We start from the raw sequence: 19929 nt of genomic DNA on the forward strand, positions 1-19929 counted from the left end.
CGAAGTAAACATAATTGGTTTTAGTTTAAATTTTGCAGAACATCCACCAACTACAAAAATATTAGTGCAACGGCTATTTTTGTTAACAAGTCTGTTAACAACTCTATTTTTTAAGAATTTCAATTAGTCTATTAGGATAGTCGGTAATAATACCATCAACTTGCCATACAATCATTTGTTTCATGTCTTCTCTTTTATTGACCGTCCATGGGATGACTTTAAATTTCTCAGCTCTCAAGTTTCTAACCATTATAGAATCTAGCAATTTATAATAAGGACTAATTATTTCTGGTAGTTTTGTATCTAAAGAAGATATCTTTGCCCAAATTTCTTCATCTTCATCAACCAATAACGCTATTGGCATATCTGGAGACTGATTCCTTATTTGTCGAAGAATGTTTAAATCAAAAGATTGTAAATTCACCCGATTAAACATCTTGTGCTTTTCTATTTCATCTATTACCAACTTCACATAAGCCTCTGGTTGAGGAGTATAAATACCATAATAGTCTCGTTCAGATTTTATTTCGATATTAAATTTTACATTTGATTTTTTAGATTCTACCAATTCAAAAACTTCAGATAATAAGGGTTTATGGGTTTTAAGTTTTTCCTGATTTGGATATGTTGGATGAAATTTAGAGCCACAATCGAAGGCTTTAATCTCTTCATAAGTCATTTTATAAAGATTAAAACTCATTCCTATGGTATCTGGGATTTCTTCCACATTAGGACTATAACATATCGTAGGATTCATGTAAGGTTCATGAGACACAATAACCTTATCATCTTTAGTAATTGCTATATCTAATTCTAAGGTATGTACTCCTAAATCAATAGCTTTTTCAAATGCTGGTAAGGAATTTTCTGGCAGTAAGCCACGACAACCTCTATGACCTTGTATATCTATTTGCCTTTTGGAATTACAGTTCATATTTAGAAGGAATAAAACAAAAAATACACTACTTCTCAATATCCGCTGAAAGCGTAGGTTTTTCATATTTCTGAAAAGGTTGTTTCAACAAGTCTTTGATGTTACTATTTTTCGCTTCATCTGGAAAAACATCTACTCCATAAACCAATTTTTCTCTATCTAAATACATATAAGTTCCAAATATACGATCCCAAATACTGAAGATATTTCCGTAGTTAGAATCGGTATATGGTAATCTATAGTGATGATGTGTCTTGTGCATATCTGGTGACACAATCACGTAACTCAACACTTTATCTAAGCTTTTTGGTATTTTAATATTAGCGTGTGTAAATTGGGTAAATACTAAAGACATTGATTGATACAAAAACACCAAAGCAATAGGTGTACCAACAACAAAAACGCCAAGTAATGTAAAAGAAAATCTAATAAGACTTTCTAGTGGATGATGTCTATTAGCTGTAGTAGTATCGACCTTATGATCTGTATGGTGAACTAAATGTACCATCCAAAGCGGTTTTACTTTATGCTCTACATAATGTGCCAAATAAGCACCAAAAAAGTCTAGTAGTAAAACTCCAAATAAAGCATATAGCCAGAGTGGCATTTGCGGTAACCAATTAATAATTCCGAAATCATTAGTCTGTACCCAATCTGCAGTACCTAAAAGTAAAAATGCCAAAGCAAAATTGATAATTATGGTTGTTAACGTAAAAAAAAGATTAGGTAAGGCATGTTTCCACTTTTTATATTTAAATTTAAATAATGGCAAACCACCTTCCAACAACCAGAAAAAAGCCAAACCACCAACCAAGATGATACTTCTATGTGAAGAAGGGATAGTTTCAAAATAGTTAATAATTGTTTCCAATTCGCTTAAGAATTTAAGTTTATAAGCATGTCTGCTTTTTTCAAATTTACTAAAGAAACTTTAGGTTTCCATACTTCTATATTTTTTTCATCCTCTAGAATGGCATATGCAGTGTAATATAATAAAGCCACAAATCCTTTATTGTTGTTTTCTACAAGCTCCGCATCCATTTTTTTTAATTGCCTTAATACCTTTTTAGGGCGTTTTAAAATTAAATATTCTTGGATTTTTAATAGTTCGCATCGTTGTTTTAACATTAGCTTATCGCTAAGATTCTCAGATTCTAAAAAAGCTAAAGCTTCATTTAAGTATATATTAGACAAATTTATAATTTCCGACCTTATTTTTTCATTTGTATATAATGAAAAATCCAAGTATTTGGAAGCCAAATAATATGCTGAATAGAAATTTTTATCCTTTTTATAACCGGCTAATTCTAATTCCAAAAATTCTGTGTTCAACGCATATTTTTTAATGAGCTTGGTAATGTTTGGAAACTCTTCAAAATAGCCAGATACATTCAATATATTACCAGCAACGTCCATAATTTTTATAGAATCATCATTAAATTTATCTATATAACTCTGACTTCTTTTTCCCTTTATTTCTAGATACAGATCAGCATATTGATTTTCTTTGACTATAACTGGTATAAAGTGTTCCCATATTAGAGGACTTACTGTTTCATCTTCAAAAAGATTGTCGATTAAAATTGTTCTACCCTTATCATCTTTTACCAAAACTGGATATTGATATTTAGTTGTTTCCTCCCAAACCATTAATACCATTTTATTTTGAACTGATGCTAATTTTTGCGCTATGTCTAAATTAGTCATCCATGCTTGCGAAAAAGATAGATTGACAGCAAATAAGACAAATACAAGTTTAATTAATAGGTTTTTCATTACATTTTTTTAATCTGTTATGTATCAATAATTATTCCGAAACTATTTTATAAATTAATTCTTCTTTTCATTTCTTCAACAATATTGTAGGCTGCAGGACAAATAGCAACATTTTTTATGGTTAAATTAGATATTTGCTGAAACTTTTTACGATCTGTATGCGGAAATTCTCTGCATGCCTTTGGTCTTACATCATATATAGAACAATAATTATCTGCACCTAAAAATGTGCATGGTACAGATTGTAAAACATAATCATTCTCCTCATCTAATCGCAAGTAAGTTTCAATAAATTGCTGCTCTCTCATCTTGAAAGACCTTGCAATACGTTGAATATCTTTAGCTGTAAATAATGGTCCTGTTGTTTTGCAACAATTAGCACACTCTAAACAATCAGTACGCTGAAATTCTTCTTCGTGCAACTCTTGCATTAAATAATCTAACTGCTTTGGCGGTTTCTTTTTTAACTTCGTAAAAAAGGTTTTATTTTCCTTATGCTTATCTTTGGCAAGCTTTGGAAGATTATTGATTTGGTCTTGCATAATGTAAAAATAATGATTTTAATGAGATGCTGAAAAGGGTTTAGCATGACAAAAAAAGGTTTCTGTTTTCACAGAAAAAGTATATGAAAGATATCTTCGGAAAAGCATTACTAGATTATCAAAATGGAAACTATTCTCAAGACCTCATCACATGGACAAATATTTCAGAAGAAGATGAATTACCTCTTCCTTATTTATTTAGAGACTACTCTGAAATGCCAAAGCTTGAACAAAAAGCGCTACAATTAGCAAGAGGTAAAGTTTTAGACGTTGGTTGTGGAGCAGGAAATCATTCACTTTGGCTACAAGAAAACAATTTCAATGTAAAAGCTATTGATAATTCTAAAGGCGCCATTGAAGTTTGCAAAAAACGTGGTGTTTCAAATACTGAATTAAAATCTCTACTAGATGAAACTGAAGTCTTTGATACTATTCTACTTCTAATGAATGGTACAGGAATTTTTCAGGAATTGTCTCGGGTTTCTATCTATTTGAAGCATTTAAAATCTCTTTTAAATCCTAATGGGCAAATCCTAATTGACTCTTCTGATATTTCGTATATGTATGAAGATGACGATGGAGTTATGTGGGTAGACATTAACAGTCGCTATCTTGGTGAACTCGATTATTATCTTAGTTACAAAGGTGAAAAAGAAACACCAATGAAATGGTTATATCTCGACTTTAAAACTTTAAAAACAGTTTGTTTAACTGTTGGATTACAATGCGAGAAGGTTATGGATGGTGAGCATTTTGATTACTTGGCTAAAATTTTTAAGCTATAACTTTTCAATTATTGAATCTCACCTCCAACTACAGTCTTTAAAACTCTAATATTAGGAATCTCATTAGCTTCAACTGTCATAATATCATTATCTAGGACAATAAAGTCCGCAAACTTCCCAACTTCTATACTTCCTTTTTCGTTTTCTTCAAAATTAGAATAGGCTGCCCAAATCGTCATTCCTTTTAAGGTTTCTTCTCTAGTCAATCCATTTTCTATTTGAAAACCACCTTCAGGATAAGCGTCTAAATCTTGTCTAGCTACAGCAGCGTAAAACGTTAAAAATGGACTGACACGCTCCACAGGAAAATCGGTTCCTAAAGCCACTTTTCCATAAGCCTCTAACAATTGCTTATAGGCATAAGCGCCTTTTATTCGTTCTTCACCTACTCTATCCTCTGCCCAATACATATCACTTGTGGCATGTGTTGGCTGTATAGACGGCATTACATTTTTGTATAAATCAAAATCTTCTGGTGATACAATTTGTGCATGTTCTACTCGCCAACGTCTATCACTTTTTCCCTTTAAAACCTTATTATAAGTTTGTAGAACTGCATGATTTGCCGAATCTCCAATGGCATGCGTATTCATTTGATAATCTGAATTTGCAATGCGCTCAGCAGACTTATTAAGTGTTTCTAAATCCGTCACCAATAAGCCTAAATGACCTGGTTTGTCAGAATAAGGTTCTCTAAGCATTGCACCTCTAGAACCTAATGCTCCATCAGCATAAAACTTAAAAGAACGCACATTTAGTCGATCTGTTTTAATGATACCCTTGTCTAAAAAATAATCTAGATTTTTTTCAGAATGTGATACCATAGCATAAACTCGCATTTTTAAGTCACCCGATTTTTGAAGACTATCTATAATTTCTATTGATTCTTGACCTAATCCTGCGTCGTCAACTGTTGTTAATCCTAAATCAAAACAAGATTTTTGTGCTTCTAACAACGCATTAACAACATCTGCCCTTGATGGTTCTGGCCAATGTTTCATTACTAAATACTCAGCATTATCAACTAACACACCTGTAAGTTCTCCATTTTCTATGACCACTTCACCTCCTTCAATTTTGCTATTTACAGTTACCTTTCCTAAATCTAAAGCTGCTTGATTACATAGTATAGCATGACCATCAATTCGTGTTAAAGCAATAGGCGTTTTTGGGAATAATTTATCTAAGAGCTTTTTGTTTGGAAACTTTTTTTCTTCCCAATCATTCTGATCCCAACCTCTTCCTAAAATGTATTCATTTTGCCTTTCATTCTGAAAGTCTAATACACGTTTCACTACTTCCTCAAAACTTTTTGTTCCAAATAAATCAACGGCTTGTTTATTAAATCCCAAACCCAAAAAGTGGCAATGCGCATCAATGAATCCTGGTACAATAGTTTTACCTTCAACATTAATGGTGTCTGCTGATTTGTATTTGTTTTCAATATCCTTTTGACTTCCAACGCTGACAATTTTCCCTTCTTTTATGGCAAATGCTTCAGCTTTACTAAAACTATCATCAACTGTGTAAATGTTGGCATTAGTAACAATTAAGTCTACTTCTTCTTTATCCTTTTGACAAGAGAAGATAATTAGTAGTGTTAGAATTAAGAACAGTTTATTCATTTGGTTTTATATTTTCAATTGGAGGTCTAGACTGTGCTCGACCAGATAGAATTATTAGTTATTGTAAAAATAAGAAAAGCGTTCCGAATTGGAACGCTTTTAAATATCTAGAATCAAAGTCTTGTCTAAAAATCAAACTGATAAGTAGCACCAGCCAAAAACTGAATACCTTGTACAGGGAAATTAATCCACCTGTTATAATCTTGATTAGCTATATTGTTCACTTTACCAAAAACAGAAAGTTGGTCATTGATTTTATAGCCAACATGTGCATTAGCATCAAAATAACTATCTAAAATTACTGAAACTGGCTCCGAATTTACTAGAGTTCCTGCGACAGATCTTTGGTCTTTACGCTCTCCAACAAAATACATACTTGCTCCAGCAAACCATTGTTCAGAAATTTGATAATCTAAAAATATAGATCCTGTAACATCTGGTAAATTCCAAGGTTCTGCTTGCTTATCTACGTTATAGTTAAAGTATTCTCCCTTAATACCTAAGGTGAAATTTCTGTTAACATCAATATTTAATTCACCTGCAACAGAAAAAGTTGTTACGTCGTCGTAAACGATTCCAAAAGAATTTCCGTATTGATATTCTTCTTCTGGTGCTTGTACTATATCATTGCCTTTATATAAAGCTTTACCCTTTTCTGAATAATAATTTCCTTTAATGTTATAGCTTACATTATTAGACAATTTACCTTTTAAACCTACAAAACCTCTTAATTGTTGGTCTGTTGGAGTAATCAATAGTGTTGGAGATACAAATGGGTTTTCGTTAGCAAAATCATAATAAGAATTCTGAATTAAATCACCTTTAATACCACCATAGGCAATTAATATTTCGTCCACTAAACGATACGATGCCTCTATATTAGGATAAATGAAGAATTTATTATCACTGAACTCAGTATCATTAAGGAATACTAGTTTTACACCCAAATCTATAGTTAAATCATCTTCAGTCATTTGATAAGATGGTGCTAAACCAAAGGTTACGTTACCATACTTTAATTCATTTTCTGTGTCATAATTTCTATCAAAACTTCCACCTATGTAGTCAATTGAAAATTCGGTATTAATGGTTTCATCTTGTATTGGCACATCAAAACTTGCCTTAGCAACAAAACGATTTTCACCTGAATCTTGATTATCTCCAAAGCGTCTGAAACGTACACTTCCGTCTTTAATGATAGCATCATCAAACTTCAATTTACCTCCTACATAAAAGCTATTAAAGGAATGACCTGGATCAATCATACCAATTAGTTCTTCAGTATAAAAACCATCAGTAAGCCCATACCAATTGTAAGATTGTAACTCAAAACCACCATCTACTTTCCATGAGAAATCTCTTAGCTTTTGCGAATAGTGAACATTTAAATTTGTTTTAGAAAAATCATCATCTAAAAGTAAACTGTCAATTCCACCAGCAGAGGAATGATGACTAAAATACCCACCTACATTTTCACCACTACTTAACTCATGGTTAAGGTATATTTCACCTAATATCGTTGTATAAGTTCCCACACCTAATGAGGCGTAATTATCGTACAGTTTTACAAATTTTGCCTTATCTACTTTTGCCGCTTTTCCTTTTGCTGGCGTAAATGTAGATGCAACAGGAATAGAAAAGATATTGTATTTCACTTCTTTTTTCTTCACTGTATTAGAATCTGTCAACTTTGGAGTATCCTTTATTTTAAATGCATCAGAAATCGTTGGTGTGTATGGTTTTACTACATTAACAACCTGATCATCTATAGTATCTTTAGTGCGCTCTTGAGCATTAACGAATAAGAAACTGCTTGATATGGTGATTATAAAAATTAAAAACTTGATTTTCATATGTAATATTTTGATTAAAATATTTGACGAAACTTTAGATTACTGCTTCTGCAGGAAATTTAGTTATCGTCTGTTTCGATTGATGAATTTGTTTTTGCTTCCTCTGATTTTATTTTATTCAGTTCTGTTCTTGCTTCTTGTACTACATCGTCAAAATCTGGAAAGTTAGAAATCACACTTTCTAAAATGTAAGTGGCTTGAAATGCATCGCCCAAAGCATAAAAGTTCTTTGCCATAACCACTAAACCTTTAGCACTATAGTATTTATAGCTACTGTAATCCTTTGCTAATTTCTGTATTGTAGTGTTTGACGCTTCGTATTTTCCGTCTTTATTTTTAAAGTAACCATTATAAAATAGTGCCTCAGCAGCTACACTTCCTGTTGCAATTCGCTCTAAATCTGCATAAGCGCTTTTAGCTTTAGCTTCATTTCCTGTTTTAATGGCCGATCTTGCTATAATAATCTTAGCATCACTTTTTACTTTTTTATCTAAATTAGAATTGGTCAATACTTTCTCAGCATAAGACTCTGCTTTAGTGTAATCTTCAGTTTGGTAATAGGCATTCATTAAATTAGATTGCGCATAGATAATATTCTGTGGATAGTCTGCTTCTACTTCTAATCCTTTTAAAACTGGAATAGCCTTAGACCAATTAGAATTATTTAAATAAATCTCACATAGCTTTACAGTTGCCTGTTCTGTGTATTCACTTTTAGACGCGTCAACAACATATTTATAATGTGGTTTTGAATTATCAAACAGATCTTTTTTGTAGTACATCTGCGCTAAATAAAAATGCGATTTTAAAGCGTGTATTCCTCTTGGAAATTGATTGAGATACTTATTAAATTGACGAATTGCACTATCTGTGTCGTTATCTAAATAAGGCTTTTCCGCAGCTAGATACATTGTATTGTCTAATTCTACATCAGTAACCTCAACATAATCCAATGTTCTTACCCAAGCTGCATATTCATCAACTTTACCTAAATCAATATAAATCAATCTTGCTGTAGAAACGGCTTGCACAGCTTCTCCAGAACCAGGAAAATCTGATGCTACTTTTTTGAACTTGTTAAGTGCTCTTTCATTATCATCATTATTGTAATAGACTAAACCTTGTCGCAATAATGCTTTAGATGTGAATGCACTTCGCTTATATTCAGAATTTAAACGGTCATACATTTGCATTGCTTTATCAGTATCACCAGACTTTACATAAGAATTTGCCAACTCATACATGGCATCATCTCTTAAAGCTGATTTAGGATAACCGTCTATAAATATTTTTAATTCTGAAGTTTTAGTAGAGTTTTTACCTAAATAACCGTTGCTCATTGCTGTTTGAAATACAGCATAATCAGTTTCGATTTCGTTTATTTGAATAGCCTTTTTGTAAGCACTAATTGCGTTTTGATATTTACTAGACACAAAATAACCATCTCCTAATCTTAAGTAAGCATCATTACGACGCAACCTATCACTAGAATTCTTATCGATAAATTTCTGAAAATAATTTGAAGCGCTGTTGTAATCTTTTAACTTAAAATAAGTGTATGCCAAGTTATAATCTAGATTATCGTTTTCTGGTAAGTCTGAAGATTCCACTAATCCATTGAATTGTTTAAACCCAATTAAAGCATCATTATAATTAGTTAAGTTGTATTCTGTTTCTGCTTTCCAAAACGTTGCTTTGGCCACAAAAACAGGATCTCTTGGCTCTTTTAATGAGCTATTAAATAAATCTAATGCTTCACTGTATTTTGTTTCATTATATAATTCAATACCTCTAAAAAAAGCTACTTTTTGGTAAGCTACTTTATTCTCAAAACTGTTTTTATCTTTTAAAAGTTCTAATGCTTCTTTATAGTTTTTTGATGTGATGTAAGAATCAATTAATAAAGTTTCAATTTCTTCTCTGTAGGCCGTTTCTGGATAGTTATCTAAATAGCCAGCTAGTACTTGAGGAACTGATTGGTATGGATTACCTATTTCATAACTAATCTTTGCATAGTTTAACCAAGCATCTTCTTGAATTTTTGCATCATAATCCATTTGAGATGCATTTCTAAAAGCATTTAATGCCTCTTGCTTCTTATCTAAATTGATATAACTTACGCCTAGATGGTAATATGCATTCTGAGCCACAGAATTATTCCCATCTATGATTTTGTTAAATTCAGAAATCGCAGCCTCAAAATCATTTTGCTTGTAATGTGCATAACCTAATTGATAATAATCCGTATTATTCCATTTGCCGCGTTTACCTTGATATGCTTTTAAATAAGGAATAGCTTCGGCATACTTTTGAAGATTAAAATAACTTTCACCAATAATTTTTGATAACTCAGACTCTTCTACTCCTCTGCTTTTAGGTAATTGCTCTTCCGCAAGTTCAATTGCTTTTTCAAACTTGCCTAATTTAAAATTTAAGTCAGCTTGATAATAAGATAGCTTCTCTTTATATTTTTCGTTATCGCTTACCTGGTCAAAGTACTCATTGGCAGTATCATAATCGTCACCTTCATAGGCCATATAACCAATATAATACTTGGCTTGCGAACCATACTCCTTAGAATTTACAACACGATTTAGGTACTTTGTTGCCTGCTTTTCGCTTTTAGTTGAATACAAACTATAACCATAATTAAAGTTAAAACGGTCTCTCTCTGAACGCGCAATACTGCGCTCTTCTACTTTCTCATACCATTTGCGTGCATAAGCGTATTTGGAGTTTTCAAAATAGTAATCAGCTACATCTAAAAATGCTGTATTTCGCTTTGTACTTGTTGGGTATTCTTCAACAAATTCTGCAATTAAATCGTCAGCATTATTCTGATTTAAGCGCACAGCACAGTTAGCAATATAATAGGCACAATCTGACTTTATGGTGACATCATCAGTATTATATTTTATATCGTCAAACAACGACTGAGCCGCTTTATATTGTTTGTTATTGTATAAGGTTAATGCTTTCTGATAATCTTGTAAATCACTTGTATATACAGCAGATTTTTGCGCCATACCAAATGATGAAACTACAAGAAAAACGATGAGTACTTGTCTTTTTATATATAACATTAGCTTTCGTTTTTTGATTACTTTAATGATGATTCAAATATAATTCAATACCAAATCTATAACGTTAGAAATTGTGTATAATTATAAACGGACTTATTAAATGTTAAAATAGCCAATCGAAAAATCTTCCGAAGAAATTTTTTCTTCTTTTCTTATTTTCAAATTCTATTCTATAGACTCCAAAATTATCAACAGATTTTGTTGCTATAGTATTGTGTAAGGGCAATTCAAATTGTTGCAATCCCATTGGAAACTTTATTTTCAAATCACTAGATACCTTTCCAGAATTAACAACTACTTTTCTATTTTCAATGTCATAAATTTTAAAAATCGCGCCTTCTTCAATATCAAATTCGCCAAAATCCACAGTAACATCGTTTCCACTTTTTTCGAGAAGTGCAATGTTGAAATGATTTGGATTTGTTATGAGTTTTTGAACCTTTAAAACTGGATTTATTTCGAAATCCTTGTATACTTTTGATTGGCTGTTTCTATCAACATTGAACGTTTTTTGCCAAACATTTAGATTATACTTTTTACCTTTAATAATTCTAAATGTCGCAGCTTTTCGTGTATGATATAAATTATTTTCTAAATTTAAAAGACCAGATTTCAAAGCTGGTAAAGACGATTTGCTCAAATTAACGTATCCTCCATAGACTAGGTTGTTTTTAAATTCTAAAGATTTTACATGCATAATATTAAGTGGATTATTTCTACCTAAAATAATATTATCGGAAATTTCAATATTCTCAACCAAAGCTTTACGGTTATAACCTATTGCCAATCCAGTACCAAAGCCATAATTTTTTAAATCTTTAAAATCTATGTTATGGTAAAATACGTTCCTTTTTACCTTAATATTCTTTGCAATGTTGGTTCCCTCAGAGTCGTCTGTAGCAATGATTACATTATCTCTTGGTATACCAGATGGATTACCGTTATTAAAAAAAATATTATCAACAATATTAATATTCTTTACAAACTCAAATTTATGACCAGATGACGCAGACCAAACCTCTATGCCCTTATAATAGTTATTGAAAATAATATTGTTCCGAATTAATCTTATGTCATCACTCTTATTCTGCACATACATACCTACACCATGCCCACGAGTAGCTTGATAGCCATTGTTATAAATAATACAATCTTCTATAACAGTTCCTCCTGTTGCCTTCCATGAACCAAAAGCAGTACCAGGAATATTGTGAATTATAAGGTTTTGAAACTTGCAATTAGTACCCTTAACATGATGAATTCCTGTACCTAATTTAAAATTTTCATCAGATTTTAAACGTGAAAAATCTCCTAAATAGGTAATTTCAAAATTCTTGTAAATAACATTATTTCCATTGACCTCTAGTGTATAGTATTCATTACCATCGGTATTTCCGTTTAGAATTACCCTATCATTTTTATAAGCGGAAACCGTAATGTATTTATTTGATATAGTAGAATGAAGTAAACTTTTAAAATGACCTGTATATATCCCATTGTGAATCCAAATAATATCACCACCATTTACTTTATCAGAAGATTGTGATAATGCTGTTTGTAAATCCCATGGATTTTGAGGGCTTCCGTCACCTTTAGAAGTTCCCTTTGTTGTTTCACCATCTAAAGGAAAAACATGAAACTCTTGTTGAGCAATGGAAATTGCTGTAGTTAAAAAGAATAATAAGCCAATTAAATATCGCATAAATGTAACATTTCAATTTCTATGCCAATATAAAGTTAGAAATTTAAGCTATACATAGTTTTACTGTAGATAATTAGTTTTTAAATCCTATTTTTACAGCACTTAGAATGCAATGCTTTCAATGAAACGAATAGTAACCTTAGATGATTTTATCGAGACTTACACAAAACTAAAACAGAGAGGTTTAGGTTTTATTTCTTCTAAGTTAAATTTCAATACTACAAAACGCGTAAAAACAGCTTTCAATCACAAAAACATTCAGGCTTCAAATTGGTGGATTATTCCAAAAGTAAATGAACGATGGCGCAAGCTTATTACTGGAGATGAAAACTTAAGTATTGAAGAACATACTGTAAATCAGTTTTTAAAAGATAAACAAAATCTCAAAATGCTTTCCTTAGGTAGTGGTGAATGTTCATCGGAACTTTTATTTGCTGAGCATTCTAATTTTAAAGCTATTATCTGTAGTGATATTGCTGAAAAACGTTTAAATAAAGCTGAAAAAATAGCTAAAGAGAAAGGATTGGATAATATCAGATTTCAGATTCAAGATGCTAATAAGCTTTCGGAAATTGAAGACCAATTTGATATTATATACTTTAAAGCCTCATTACATCATTTTAGAAATATTGAGTATTTACTAGAAAATAAAATTAAGCCACTTCTGAAAAATGACGGATTCCTTATTATTGACGAGTTTGTTGGTCCTACACGACTACAATTTCCAAAACATCAAATAAAAGCCATTAATAAAGCACTTCAACTCATACCAAAACCATTCAGGAAACGTTATAAACTCAACTTATACAAAAACAAAGTTTATGGACCAGGATTAGCGAGAATGATATTAGCCGATCCTTCTGAATGTGTGGATTCATCTAGTATAATACCTGCAATCCACAGACATTATTCAACAGTATATGAAGTTGGTTATGGCGGCAATATTCTCACACTAACATTAAAGGATATTGCTCATCATTTTATTGATCTGAACGATGAAAAAGAAGAGATTCTTAATCAATTATTTGATTTTGAAGATAAATATTTGAAAAACCAGCCAAGTGACCATATATTTGGGATATACAAACCTAATGCTACTTAAATTTTCTATTTAATATATGTCGGATACAATTTTACAACTAAAAAATGCCATGATATATCAAGGTGAAAACCTTGTTCTTTCTAATGTAAATGTTGAAATGCAAAAAGGTGATTTTGTATATCTCATTGGTAAGACAGGAAGTGGCAAAAGTAGCTTTATGAAAACACTTTATGGCGATTTAGAATTGAATGAAGGGGAAGGTTCTGTTGTTGATTTTAATCTTAGAACTATGAAGGAAAAGGATATTCCTTTCTTACGACGAAAGTTGGGTATTGTATTTCAAGATTTTAAATTGTTACCTGATCGCACCATCAATGGCAATCTAGAGTTTGTCTTAAAAGCAACAGGTTGGAAAGAAAAAGATAGAATTAAAGATCAAATCGATATGGTTTTAGATAAAGTTGCCATGAAAACCAAAGGTTTTAAATATCCACATGAGCTTTCTGGTGGTGAGCAACAAAGAATTGCCATTGCTCGTGCTTTATTAAACGACCCAGAACTTATTTTAGCAGATGAACCTACCGGAAACCTCGATCCGCAGACTAGTATTGAGGTGATGGAAGTACTCCAAGACATCAATAAAAATGGCAATACTATTTTAATGGCAACACACGATTATGCTTTGTTATTAAAATATCCAAGTAAAACCTTGAAGTGTGATGAGAACAAGGTTTTTGAAGTGGTGCAACGTAAAAACTAATAGTTATTAGACAATTAATGTGATATCTATTTTAATACCAACATACAATTATAATATCACTGGACTTTTCAAAGTTTTGAAAACTGAGTTAGAAATCATTAACACAGACTACGAAGTTATTTGTTATGAAGACGGTTCTTCTAAACATTTAGAAGACAATAGCAAGATAATTAATACTATTGCCCACTCTAGGCATATCATTTCTAAAGACAATAAAGGTAGACTTACAACAAGGCAGACACTTGCAGAAATGGCAAAATATGATTGGTTGTTATTCCTTGACTCTGACGTTATACCAAATAAACCCAACTTTTTACATAACTATATAAACTATTTAAATAGTAATTACCAAGCTATTTATGGTGGCTGTTCATATAATTTTAAAAAACCAGAGAAACAATTTACATTAAGGTGGAAGTATGGTAAAAATTATGAAGATGTAGATGCAGAAATAAGAAATAAAACACCATTCAAAATTATAGTTTCTGCAAATTTTTTGATTAAAAAGGATATTTTTTTAGACATTAACTCTAGTGTTGAGAATGACGGTTATGGTTACGATAATTTTGTTGCTGCTTTTATGAAATCTAGAGGTATTAAAGTATTTCATATCAATAATAATGTAATTCATAAAGGATTAGACAAGAACGCAATATTTTTAGATAAAACTGAGAAAGCAGTAGATACTATTTTTGAATTCAATCAAAAAAACTATGATACTGCTACAGAAAACTCCCTTTTAGAATTATACAGAAAAATGAATTCATTTAGACTATCTAAAGTTATTTCATTTGTTTTTAGACTCTCAAAAACTTCTATTAAGAAGCAACTTCTAGGTAGTAATCCTAACCTAGCTTTATTTCAATTTTATAAATTAGGCTACCTTTGCTCTTTAACTTCTAGCAGAAAATGAAGCCTTATTTTTCAGTAGTTATTTCGGTTTACAACAAATCTCATTTTGTTGCACAAACGTTGGATAGCATCTTAAATCAAGATTTCACAGATTTTGAAGTTATTATAGTAGATGATGGTAGTACCGATAATAGTTTAGAAGTTCTAAATAGTTTTACTGACGATAAAATTTCAATATATCCAACTAAAAATCAAGGTGTATCAGCAGCTCGGAATTTTGGGATGCATAAAGCAAAAGCCAATTTTATTGCATTGTCTGATGGTGATGATATTTGGCTTACAAATCATTTATCGGAATTAAAAAGACTTATTGAGTCCTTTCCTAATTGCGGAATATATGCTTCATCATACCAAAAAATGTTTTTTAATGATTATACGACTCAACCTAAATTTTTAGAAGTAGATCATCCATTTTTTGGTATTGTTAAAGATTATTTTAAAACCAGTATCATAGATGATATTCTATGGACATCAGCTGTTGCAATTCCGAAAGAATTGATTGATCAAAACTATATTTTCGACGAAGATTTGGGTTGTGGTGAGGATACTGATCTTTGGATAAACATTGCTAAAAATTTTGAAGTTGCTTTTTCTTCAAAAATTACAGCTCACAAAATGATGCATGCTAAAGACAATCATCTTTCTTTAACGAAGAATATTCCCGAATTAATAACAATGCTGAATAAACATAAAGAAGATGAAAAAAGAAATTCTTCTTTAAAAGTATATTTAGATCAAAATAGATATATGACAGCTTTAGAGAGTAAAATATTAGGTGATTTTAAAAGCTATAATCTACTAAAAAAAGATATCAATTTTAGTAATATAAATAGTAAACTAAAAATTCTACTAAAGCTACCAAGACCTGTACTTATCACTTTAAAAAAAGTAAAATTCTGGCTATTAAAGAAGCGACTTTACAAATCACCTTACAGATAGTGAAAATTCTTCGTAGTCTCTAATGTATTCATCCTCACTGTATTCTGTAGAAGCTAAAACCAAGCAAACTGATCCTGAAGAAAAATTATCTATCTCTCTCCAAATATGTGTTGGTATATACAAGCCTTGATTGGGTTTGTTGAGCATTATTCTCTTTTTAGTTTTACCATCATCAACAATGACTTCAAAACTTCCGCTTAATGCTATAATTATTGATTGCTGCTCTTTGTGTGCATGCCCACCTCTAAAACTATCGCTTGGCACATCATACAAATAATATACGCGCTTAATATCAAAAGGAATTGTCTCTTTTTCTATCACAGCTAAGATCCCTCTTTCATCGTGGACTTTTGGGATCTCAATTATTTTGACATTTTCAATCGTATTCATAACGGTTTCATTATCATTTTAACAACGACTGCCATTGCTCAGCAATCTTAGCTTTAGAAAATTGAGCAACGCTCATTTTTGCATTAGACTTACAATGCAAGTATAAATCTTTTTCCTCATAAAGCCTATTCATAGCTTTTGCTAATACTTCTGGCTTATGGTTTTCTACTAATAATCCGTTGTGTTCATTTACTATAACCTCATTAGGACCAGACTCACAATTTACCGAAATCACAGGTACTTCTAATGATAAAGCTTCAGGAATTACCATCGGAAAACCTTCATATCGACTACTTAACAGCATAAATAAACTCTGCTTTACAAATGGGTATGGATTTTTTTCAAATCCTTGAAATACGATTGAATCCCTAAGCTCTAATTCTTTTACATATTGTTTTAAAACAATTTCATCTGGGCCATTACCTAGTATCAATAACTTAACTTCTTTTTCTGGGAGATTTGACAGCTTATAAGCACTGAACAGTAATTTTAAATTTTTATGTTCATCATCCAGCCTGCCATAGAAGATAATATATTTTCCAATATTTAATTCAACATCTTCATTTGCTTTAGATTCAATAGAATCAAAATCAAATCCGTTATAAATAGTTACTATATTTTTTAGCTGAAATAACTCTCTAAATTTTTCTTCTGCTGCTTTTGAAACCGCAACCATAGTTTTATTTTTATAAAGATTTTTATTTAGCCAGTTATAAGCAGTAAATGCTTTTTCAGTCTTGTGATTATGAATTACGTAAGTTACTGGCATTTTATAAATAAATTTTGAAACTATAAATTCTTGATACGCATGGATTCTCGTTCTGCCATCTATAACGTAATCAATTTTATTAGTCTCTAGGAACTTTTTAAAGATTCGAAGTCTATTTATTCTTCCAAAAAAGGTATCATTCTGTTTCTTTATTACACCAAGATTAAGCAAAGTCCCTTTGTAGTCATAATCTAAATAATCTAAAACTGTAATAATATAAACCTCATAACCCAAATCACTTAGCATAATAGATAATAATGCCGAAGATCTTTCTGCTCCACCTCTTCCTAAGGATGAAGCAACAATACAAATCTTTTTTTTATTAGCATTTGGCATTAACTAGTATCTTTGAGACAAATGTAACGATATAAAATAAATGAAAATTCTATTGGTTGGTGAATATAGTAGACTTCATAATTCTTTAAAAGAAGGATTAGTAACACTCGACCATGATGTGACTATTGTTGCAACAAACGACACTTTTAAAAATTATCGGGTTGATTTACCTATTCAGAAGAAATATCAAAAAGGATTTCTAAAAAAAGTTAAAAACCTAATTTATAGGTTAACAAAAATTGATTTAGAATCTCTTCAAATTAAAAAACAGATTATTTATTTAAAACCTAAAATCAGTGATTTTGATGTAGTCCAATTTATTAACGAAGCTTCTTTTGGATGCACAGCTGACATTGAAAAGGATATTTTTAATTTGATTTCTGACTGGAACAAAAAAATCTTCCTATTGTCTTGTGGTACGGATCATATAAGCGTAAAGTATGCTTATGATAAAAAGTTGAGATACTCAATTCTGACTCCTTATTTAAATGGAAAAGATAAATATCTAAGTAGTTATGGCTTAAAGTTTTTGCAACCAGATTTTATTAAACTTCATCATCATATTTATAAATCTGTAGTTGGAGTGATTGCTTCAGATCTAGATTATCATTTACCGTTATTAAATCATCCTAAATATTTAGGACTCATTCCTAATCCAATAAATACTGAGCAATTAGAAGTTCAAAAATTAAATATTGAAGATAAAATTGTCATATTTCATGGTATTAATTCGCATAACTATTACAAAAAAGGTAATGATATTTTTGAAGCCGCTTTAGATATTATAAATAAAACCTATTCTGAAAAAATAAAGATTATCACTGTACGAAGTTTACCATATGAGAAATACATAAAAAGCTATAACGAAGCTCATATTATGTTAGACCAAATTTATGCTTACGACCAAGGTTTTAATGCTTTAGAAGCTATGGCTAAAGGAAAAGTAGTTTTTACAGGAGCCGAAAAGGAATGGTTAGAATATTATAATTTGGAAGAAGATACCATTGCTATAAACGCTTTACCTGATGCTGAAGCTATATCTAAAAAACTGGAGTGGCTAATTCTTAATCCTGAAAAAATTATTGAAATATCTTCCAACGCCAGAAAGTTTGTTGAAACACATCATCATTATATATCTAGTGCTGAACAATATTTAGAAACCTGGCAGGAACATATTTAAAATTATCCTATATCCGTTGTAGTCGTCTTATTATAGTAAATCATAATTACAAAAACTACAATAATAAAATAGATAATATATCTCACAAAATGGGCAATAACAATACCTTCAGTTCCATAGTGCTGAATAAAAACTTTTGAAAGCACAAAAAACAGACCTAAAGAAATCAACTCAGTGATTATGAAACTTTTCACCAATCGCTTTGCTAAAAATTGATGTGCTAATACTAAAGCTCCTAGTCTAATAAAGTCACCCAATAATTGCCATTTGAATAACGGCTCCATTCCTGTAAATTCTGGATAAATAAATTCAATGATATAGTTTCTCAAAAAATACACTAACACCATTCCTAAGGCAAAAATGGGTAGAATGGTTTTATAAATATTGAAGACTTCGTGCTTAAATTCAGCTTTATTGTGAATACTTGCAAATTTTGGCAACACATACAAAGTGAATAAACCTGTAGCAAACACCATATAGTTTTTAGAAATAAAAGTCATGGCTGTCCAGTAACCTGCTTCATTAATATTAATTTCTTCTGTAACTAAAGTTCTGATGTCTAACTCAACATAATTCAATAAAAAAGTTGAAATAAACGACATTAGCGTAAATGCTAACAATTGGTTTTTGTAAACAATACTTAATTTGAGTGACTTTAATGGTACATACGCTTTTAAAATTTTACCAAATACAAAAGCCAAAACAATTAACTGAATAATAGGTGCAATAGCTATGGCGATAAGTACACCTTTTAATTCTGAAGTATAAAGCCCAATGACAAGCGCTAGGGTTGACAAAATATAACTTATCAATTCAATTTTAGCATAGCGCTTATAATCAGACAAACCACTAACAACAGCATTTACAACACGACCAATAGCAATAAAAGGAACAATAACTGCCAACAATTGAAAAACATAAACAAACTCTTGTGAGCTAAAAAGATAATCGGATAAGAAAGAAGCGCCAAAAAATAAAACAGCACCAGAAATGAGCGATCCAACAATAATAAAAATGGTAACGGTTGAAAATACTTTAGAAAGTTCTGGTTGGTCCTTTTTAAATTCCGATACATATTTTACAACCCCATTAAAGGTGCCAAGCGTAGTTGTACTGGTAAGCATTGCTATAACGTTTCTCACTTGTCCAATACTTGCAATACCAGCCGCACCAAGAGTAGTTGCGAGCAACCATTGCATAAATGCTGAAATAACTAGTCTCATAGTAATAACCACAGCATTAAGCGATGTAATCTTAAGCACTATATTATCACTAATAAACCTTGTGAGTTTCACGTTTTA

At 31.0% G+C, this 19929-nt stretch carries 17 protein-coding genes; 6 read left to right on the forward strand and 11 right to left on the reverse strand.

From position 1 onward, the window contains the following. Positions 1–103: 103 nt before the first annotated feature. The 4 genes from Q0822_RS00165 to Q0822_RS00180 are packed head-to-tail and all read right to left on the reverse strand — an operon-like array spanning position 104 to position 3252. On the reverse strand, positions 104–934 hold the full coding sequence (locus Q0822_RS00165; RefSeq protein WP_299118644.1) for a glycerophosphodiester phosphodiesterase: 831 nt from the start codon (positions 932–934) through the stop codon (positions 104–106). A 28-nt stretch (positions 935–962) separates the two neighbouring features. After that, on the reverse strand, positions 963–1805 hold the full coding sequence (locus Q0822_RS00170; protein WP_299118647.1) for a sterol desaturase family protein: 843 nt from the start codon (positions 1803–1805) through the stop codon (positions 963–965). A gap of 5 nt (positions 1806–1810) precedes the next feature. After that, complete coding sequence (locus Q0822_RS00175) at positions 1811–2710, reverse strand: hypothetical protein (RefSeq protein WP_299118648.1); 900 nt, start codon at positions 2708–2710, stop codon at positions 1811–1813. A gap of 47 nt (positions 2711–2757) precedes the next feature. Then, positions 2758–3252, reverse strand: coding sequence for a YkgJ family cysteine cluster protein (locus Q0822_RS00180; RefSeq protein ID WP_299118649.1), 495 nt, complete (start codon positions 3250–3252; stop codon positions 2758–2760). 83 nt (positions 3253–3335) lie between these two features. Between Q0822_RS00180 and Q0822_RS00185 the strand changes: the two genes are divergently transcribed. Continuing rightward, positions 3336–4037, forward strand: coding sequence for a methyltransferase domain-containing protein (locus Q0822_RS00185; RefSeq protein WP_299118650.1), 702 nt, complete (start codon positions 3336–3338; stop codon positions 4035–4037). Positions 4038–4045: 8 nt separating this feature from the next. On the opposite strand, the gene Q0822_RS00190 is transcribed toward Q0822_RS00185, so the two are convergent. From Q0822_RS00190 to Q0822_RS00205, 4 genes are all read right to left on the reverse strand, one after another. Then, positions 4046–5662: an amidohydrolase gene (locus Q0822_RS00190; protein ID WP_299118652.1), complete on the reverse strand. Its 1617-nt coding sequence runs from the start codon at positions 5660–5662 to the stop codon at positions 4046–4048. A gap of 125 nt (positions 5663–5787) precedes the next feature. Next, positions 5788–7515, reverse strand: coding sequence for a TonB-dependent receptor (locus tag Q0822_RS00195; RefSeq protein ID WP_299118654.1), 1728 nt, complete (start codon positions 7513–7515; stop codon positions 5788–5790). 59 nt (positions 7516–7574) lie between these two features. Further along, a complete protein-coding gene (locus Q0822_RS00200; protein WP_299118657.1) occupies positions 7575–10598 on the reverse strand; it encodes a tetratricopeptide repeat protein in 3024 nt (1007 codons plus the stop codon). A 103-nt stretch (positions 10599–10701) separates the two neighbouring features. After that, positions 10702–12300 (reverse strand): hypothetical protein, encoded by a 1599-nt coding sequence (locus Q0822_RS00205; protein ID WP_299118662.1) that lies wholly within the window; start codon positions 12298–12300, stop codon positions 10702–10704. 121 nt (positions 12301–12421) lie between these two features. Here Q0822_RS00205 and Q0822_RS00210 point away from each other — a divergent pair, with 121 nt between their 5' ends. Genes Q0822_RS00210 through Q0822_RS00225 form a run of 4 tightly spaced genes read left to right on the forward strand, consistent with a single transcriptional unit; the run spans position 12422 to position 15953 of the window. Then, the gene (locus Q0822_RS00210; protein ID WP_299118665.1) at positions 12422–13402 is read left to right on the forward strand and encodes a methyltransferase domain-containing protein; all 981 of its coding nucleotides are present in this window, start codon (positions 12422–12424) and stop codon (positions 13400–13402) included. A gap of 16 nt (positions 13403–13418) precedes the next feature. Continuing rightward, positions 13419–14102, forward strand: coding sequence for an ATP-binding cassette domain-containing protein (locus tag Q0822_RS00215; protein WP_299118667.1), 684 nt, complete (start codon positions 13419–13421; stop codon positions 14100–14102). 19 nt (positions 14103–14121) lie between these two features. After that, positions 14122–15015, forward strand: a complete 894-nt coding sequence (locus Q0822_RS00220) for a glycosyltransferase family 2 protein (RefSeq protein WP_299118669.1) — start codon at positions 14122–14124, stop codon at positions 15013–15015. Continuing rightward, on the forward strand, positions 15012–15953 hold the full coding sequence (locus Q0822_RS00225) for a glycosyltransferase family 2 protein (RefSeq protein WP_299118672.1): 942 nt from the start codon (positions 15012–15014) through the stop codon (positions 15951–15953). Before Q0822_RS00220 ends, Q0822_RS00225 begins: the two co-directional genes overlap by 4 nt. Here Q0822_RS00225 and Q0822_RS00230 read toward each other — a convergent pair. Both Q0822_RS00230 and Q0822_RS00235 read right to left on the reverse strand, forming a co-directional pair. Continuing rightward, entirely contained in the window at positions 15939–16343 is a 405-nt protein-coding gene (locus Q0822_RS00230; protein WP_299118674.1) for an FdtA/QdtA family cupin domain-containing protein, read from the reverse strand. The two genes, Q0822_RS00225 and Q0822_RS00230, sit on opposite strands and share 15 nt — an antisense overlap. A 13-nt stretch (positions 16344–16356) precedes the next feature. Continuing rightward, entirely contained in the window at positions 16357–17448 is a 1092-nt protein-coding gene (locus Q0822_RS00235) for a glycosyltransferase (RefSeq protein WP_299118677.1), read from the reverse strand. A 40-nt stretch (positions 17449–17488) separates the two neighbouring features. Here Q0822_RS00235 and Q0822_RS00240 point away from each other — a divergent pair, with 40 nt between their 5' ends. Beyond that, a complete protein-coding gene (locus Q0822_RS00240) occupies positions 17489–18628 on the forward strand; it encodes a glycosyltransferase (RefSeq protein ID WP_299118680.1) in 1140 nt (379 codons plus the stop codon). Between the two features lie 2 nt (positions 18629–18630). Here the strand turns inward: Q0822_RS00240 and Q0822_RS00245 are convergent, their stop codons facing one another. Next, the gene (locus Q0822_RS00245) at positions 18631–19923 is read right to left on the reverse strand and encodes an O-antigen translocase (RefSeq protein ID WP_299118683.1); all 1293 of its coding nucleotides are present in this window, start codon (positions 19921–19923) and stop codon (positions 18631–18633) included. Positions 19924–19929 lie beyond the last annotated feature (6 nt).

The sequence above is a fragment of the uncultured Winogradskyella sp. genome, assembly GCF_947496485.1.
Lineage (GTDB): Bacteria > Bacteroidota > Bacteroidia > Flavobacteriales > Flavobacteriaceae > Winogradskyella.

Coding starts and splice junctions, on each gene's coding strand:
- Q0822_RS00165 (WP_299118644.1), bottom strand. CDS start 934: ATGAACTGTAATTCCAAAAGGCAAATAGATATACAAGGTCATAGAGGT.
- Q0822_RS00175 (WP_299118648.1), bottom strand. CDS start 2,710: ATGAAAAACCTATTAATTAAACTTGTATTTGTCTTATTTGCTGTCAAT.
- Q0822_RS00180 (WP_299118649.1), bottom strand. CDS start 3,252: ATGCAAGACCAAATCAATAATCTTCCAAAGCTTGCCAAAGATAAGCAT.
- Q0822_RS00185 (WP_299118650.1), top strand. CDS start 3,336: ATGAAAGATATCTTCGGAAAAGCATTACTAGATTATCAAAATGGAAAC.
- Q0822_RS00190 (WP_299118652.1), bottom strand. CDS start 5,662: ATGAATAAACTGTTCTTAATTCTAACACTACTAATTATCTTCTCTTGT.
- Q0822_RS00195 (WP_299118654.1), bottom strand. CDS start 7,515: ATGAAAATCAAGTTTTTAATTTTTATAATCACCATATCAAGCAGTTTC.
- Q0822_RS00200 (WP_299118657.1), bottom strand. CDS start 10,598: ATGTTATATATAAAAAGACAAGTACTCATCGTTTTTCTTGTAGTTTCA.
- Q0822_RS00205 (WP_299118662.1), bottom strand. CDS start 12,300: ATGCGATATTTAATTGGCTTATTATTCTTTTTAACTACAGCAATTTCC.
- Q0822_RS00210 (WP_299118665.1), top strand. CDS start 12,422: ATGAAACGAATAGTAACCTTAGATGATTTTATCGAGACTTACACAAAA.
- Q0822_RS00215 (WP_299118667.1), top strand. CDS start 13,419: ATGTCGGATACAATTTTACAACTAAAAAATGCCATGATATATCAAGGT.
- Q0822_RS00225 (WP_299118672.1), top strand. CDS start 15,012: ATGAAGCCTTATTTTTCAGTAGTTATTTCGGTTTACAACAAATCTCAT.
- Q0822_RS00230 (WP_299118674.1), bottom strand. CDS start 16,343: ATGAATACGATTGAAAATGTCAAAATAATTGAGATCCCAAAAGTCCAC.
- Q0822_RS00235 (WP_299118677.1), bottom strand. CDS start 17,448: ATGCCAAATGCTAATAAAAAAAAGATTTGTATTGTTGCTTCATCCTTA.
- Q0822_RS00240 (WP_299118680.1), top strand. CDS start 17,489: ATGAAAATTCTATTGGTTGGTGAATATAGTAGACTTCATAATTCTTTA.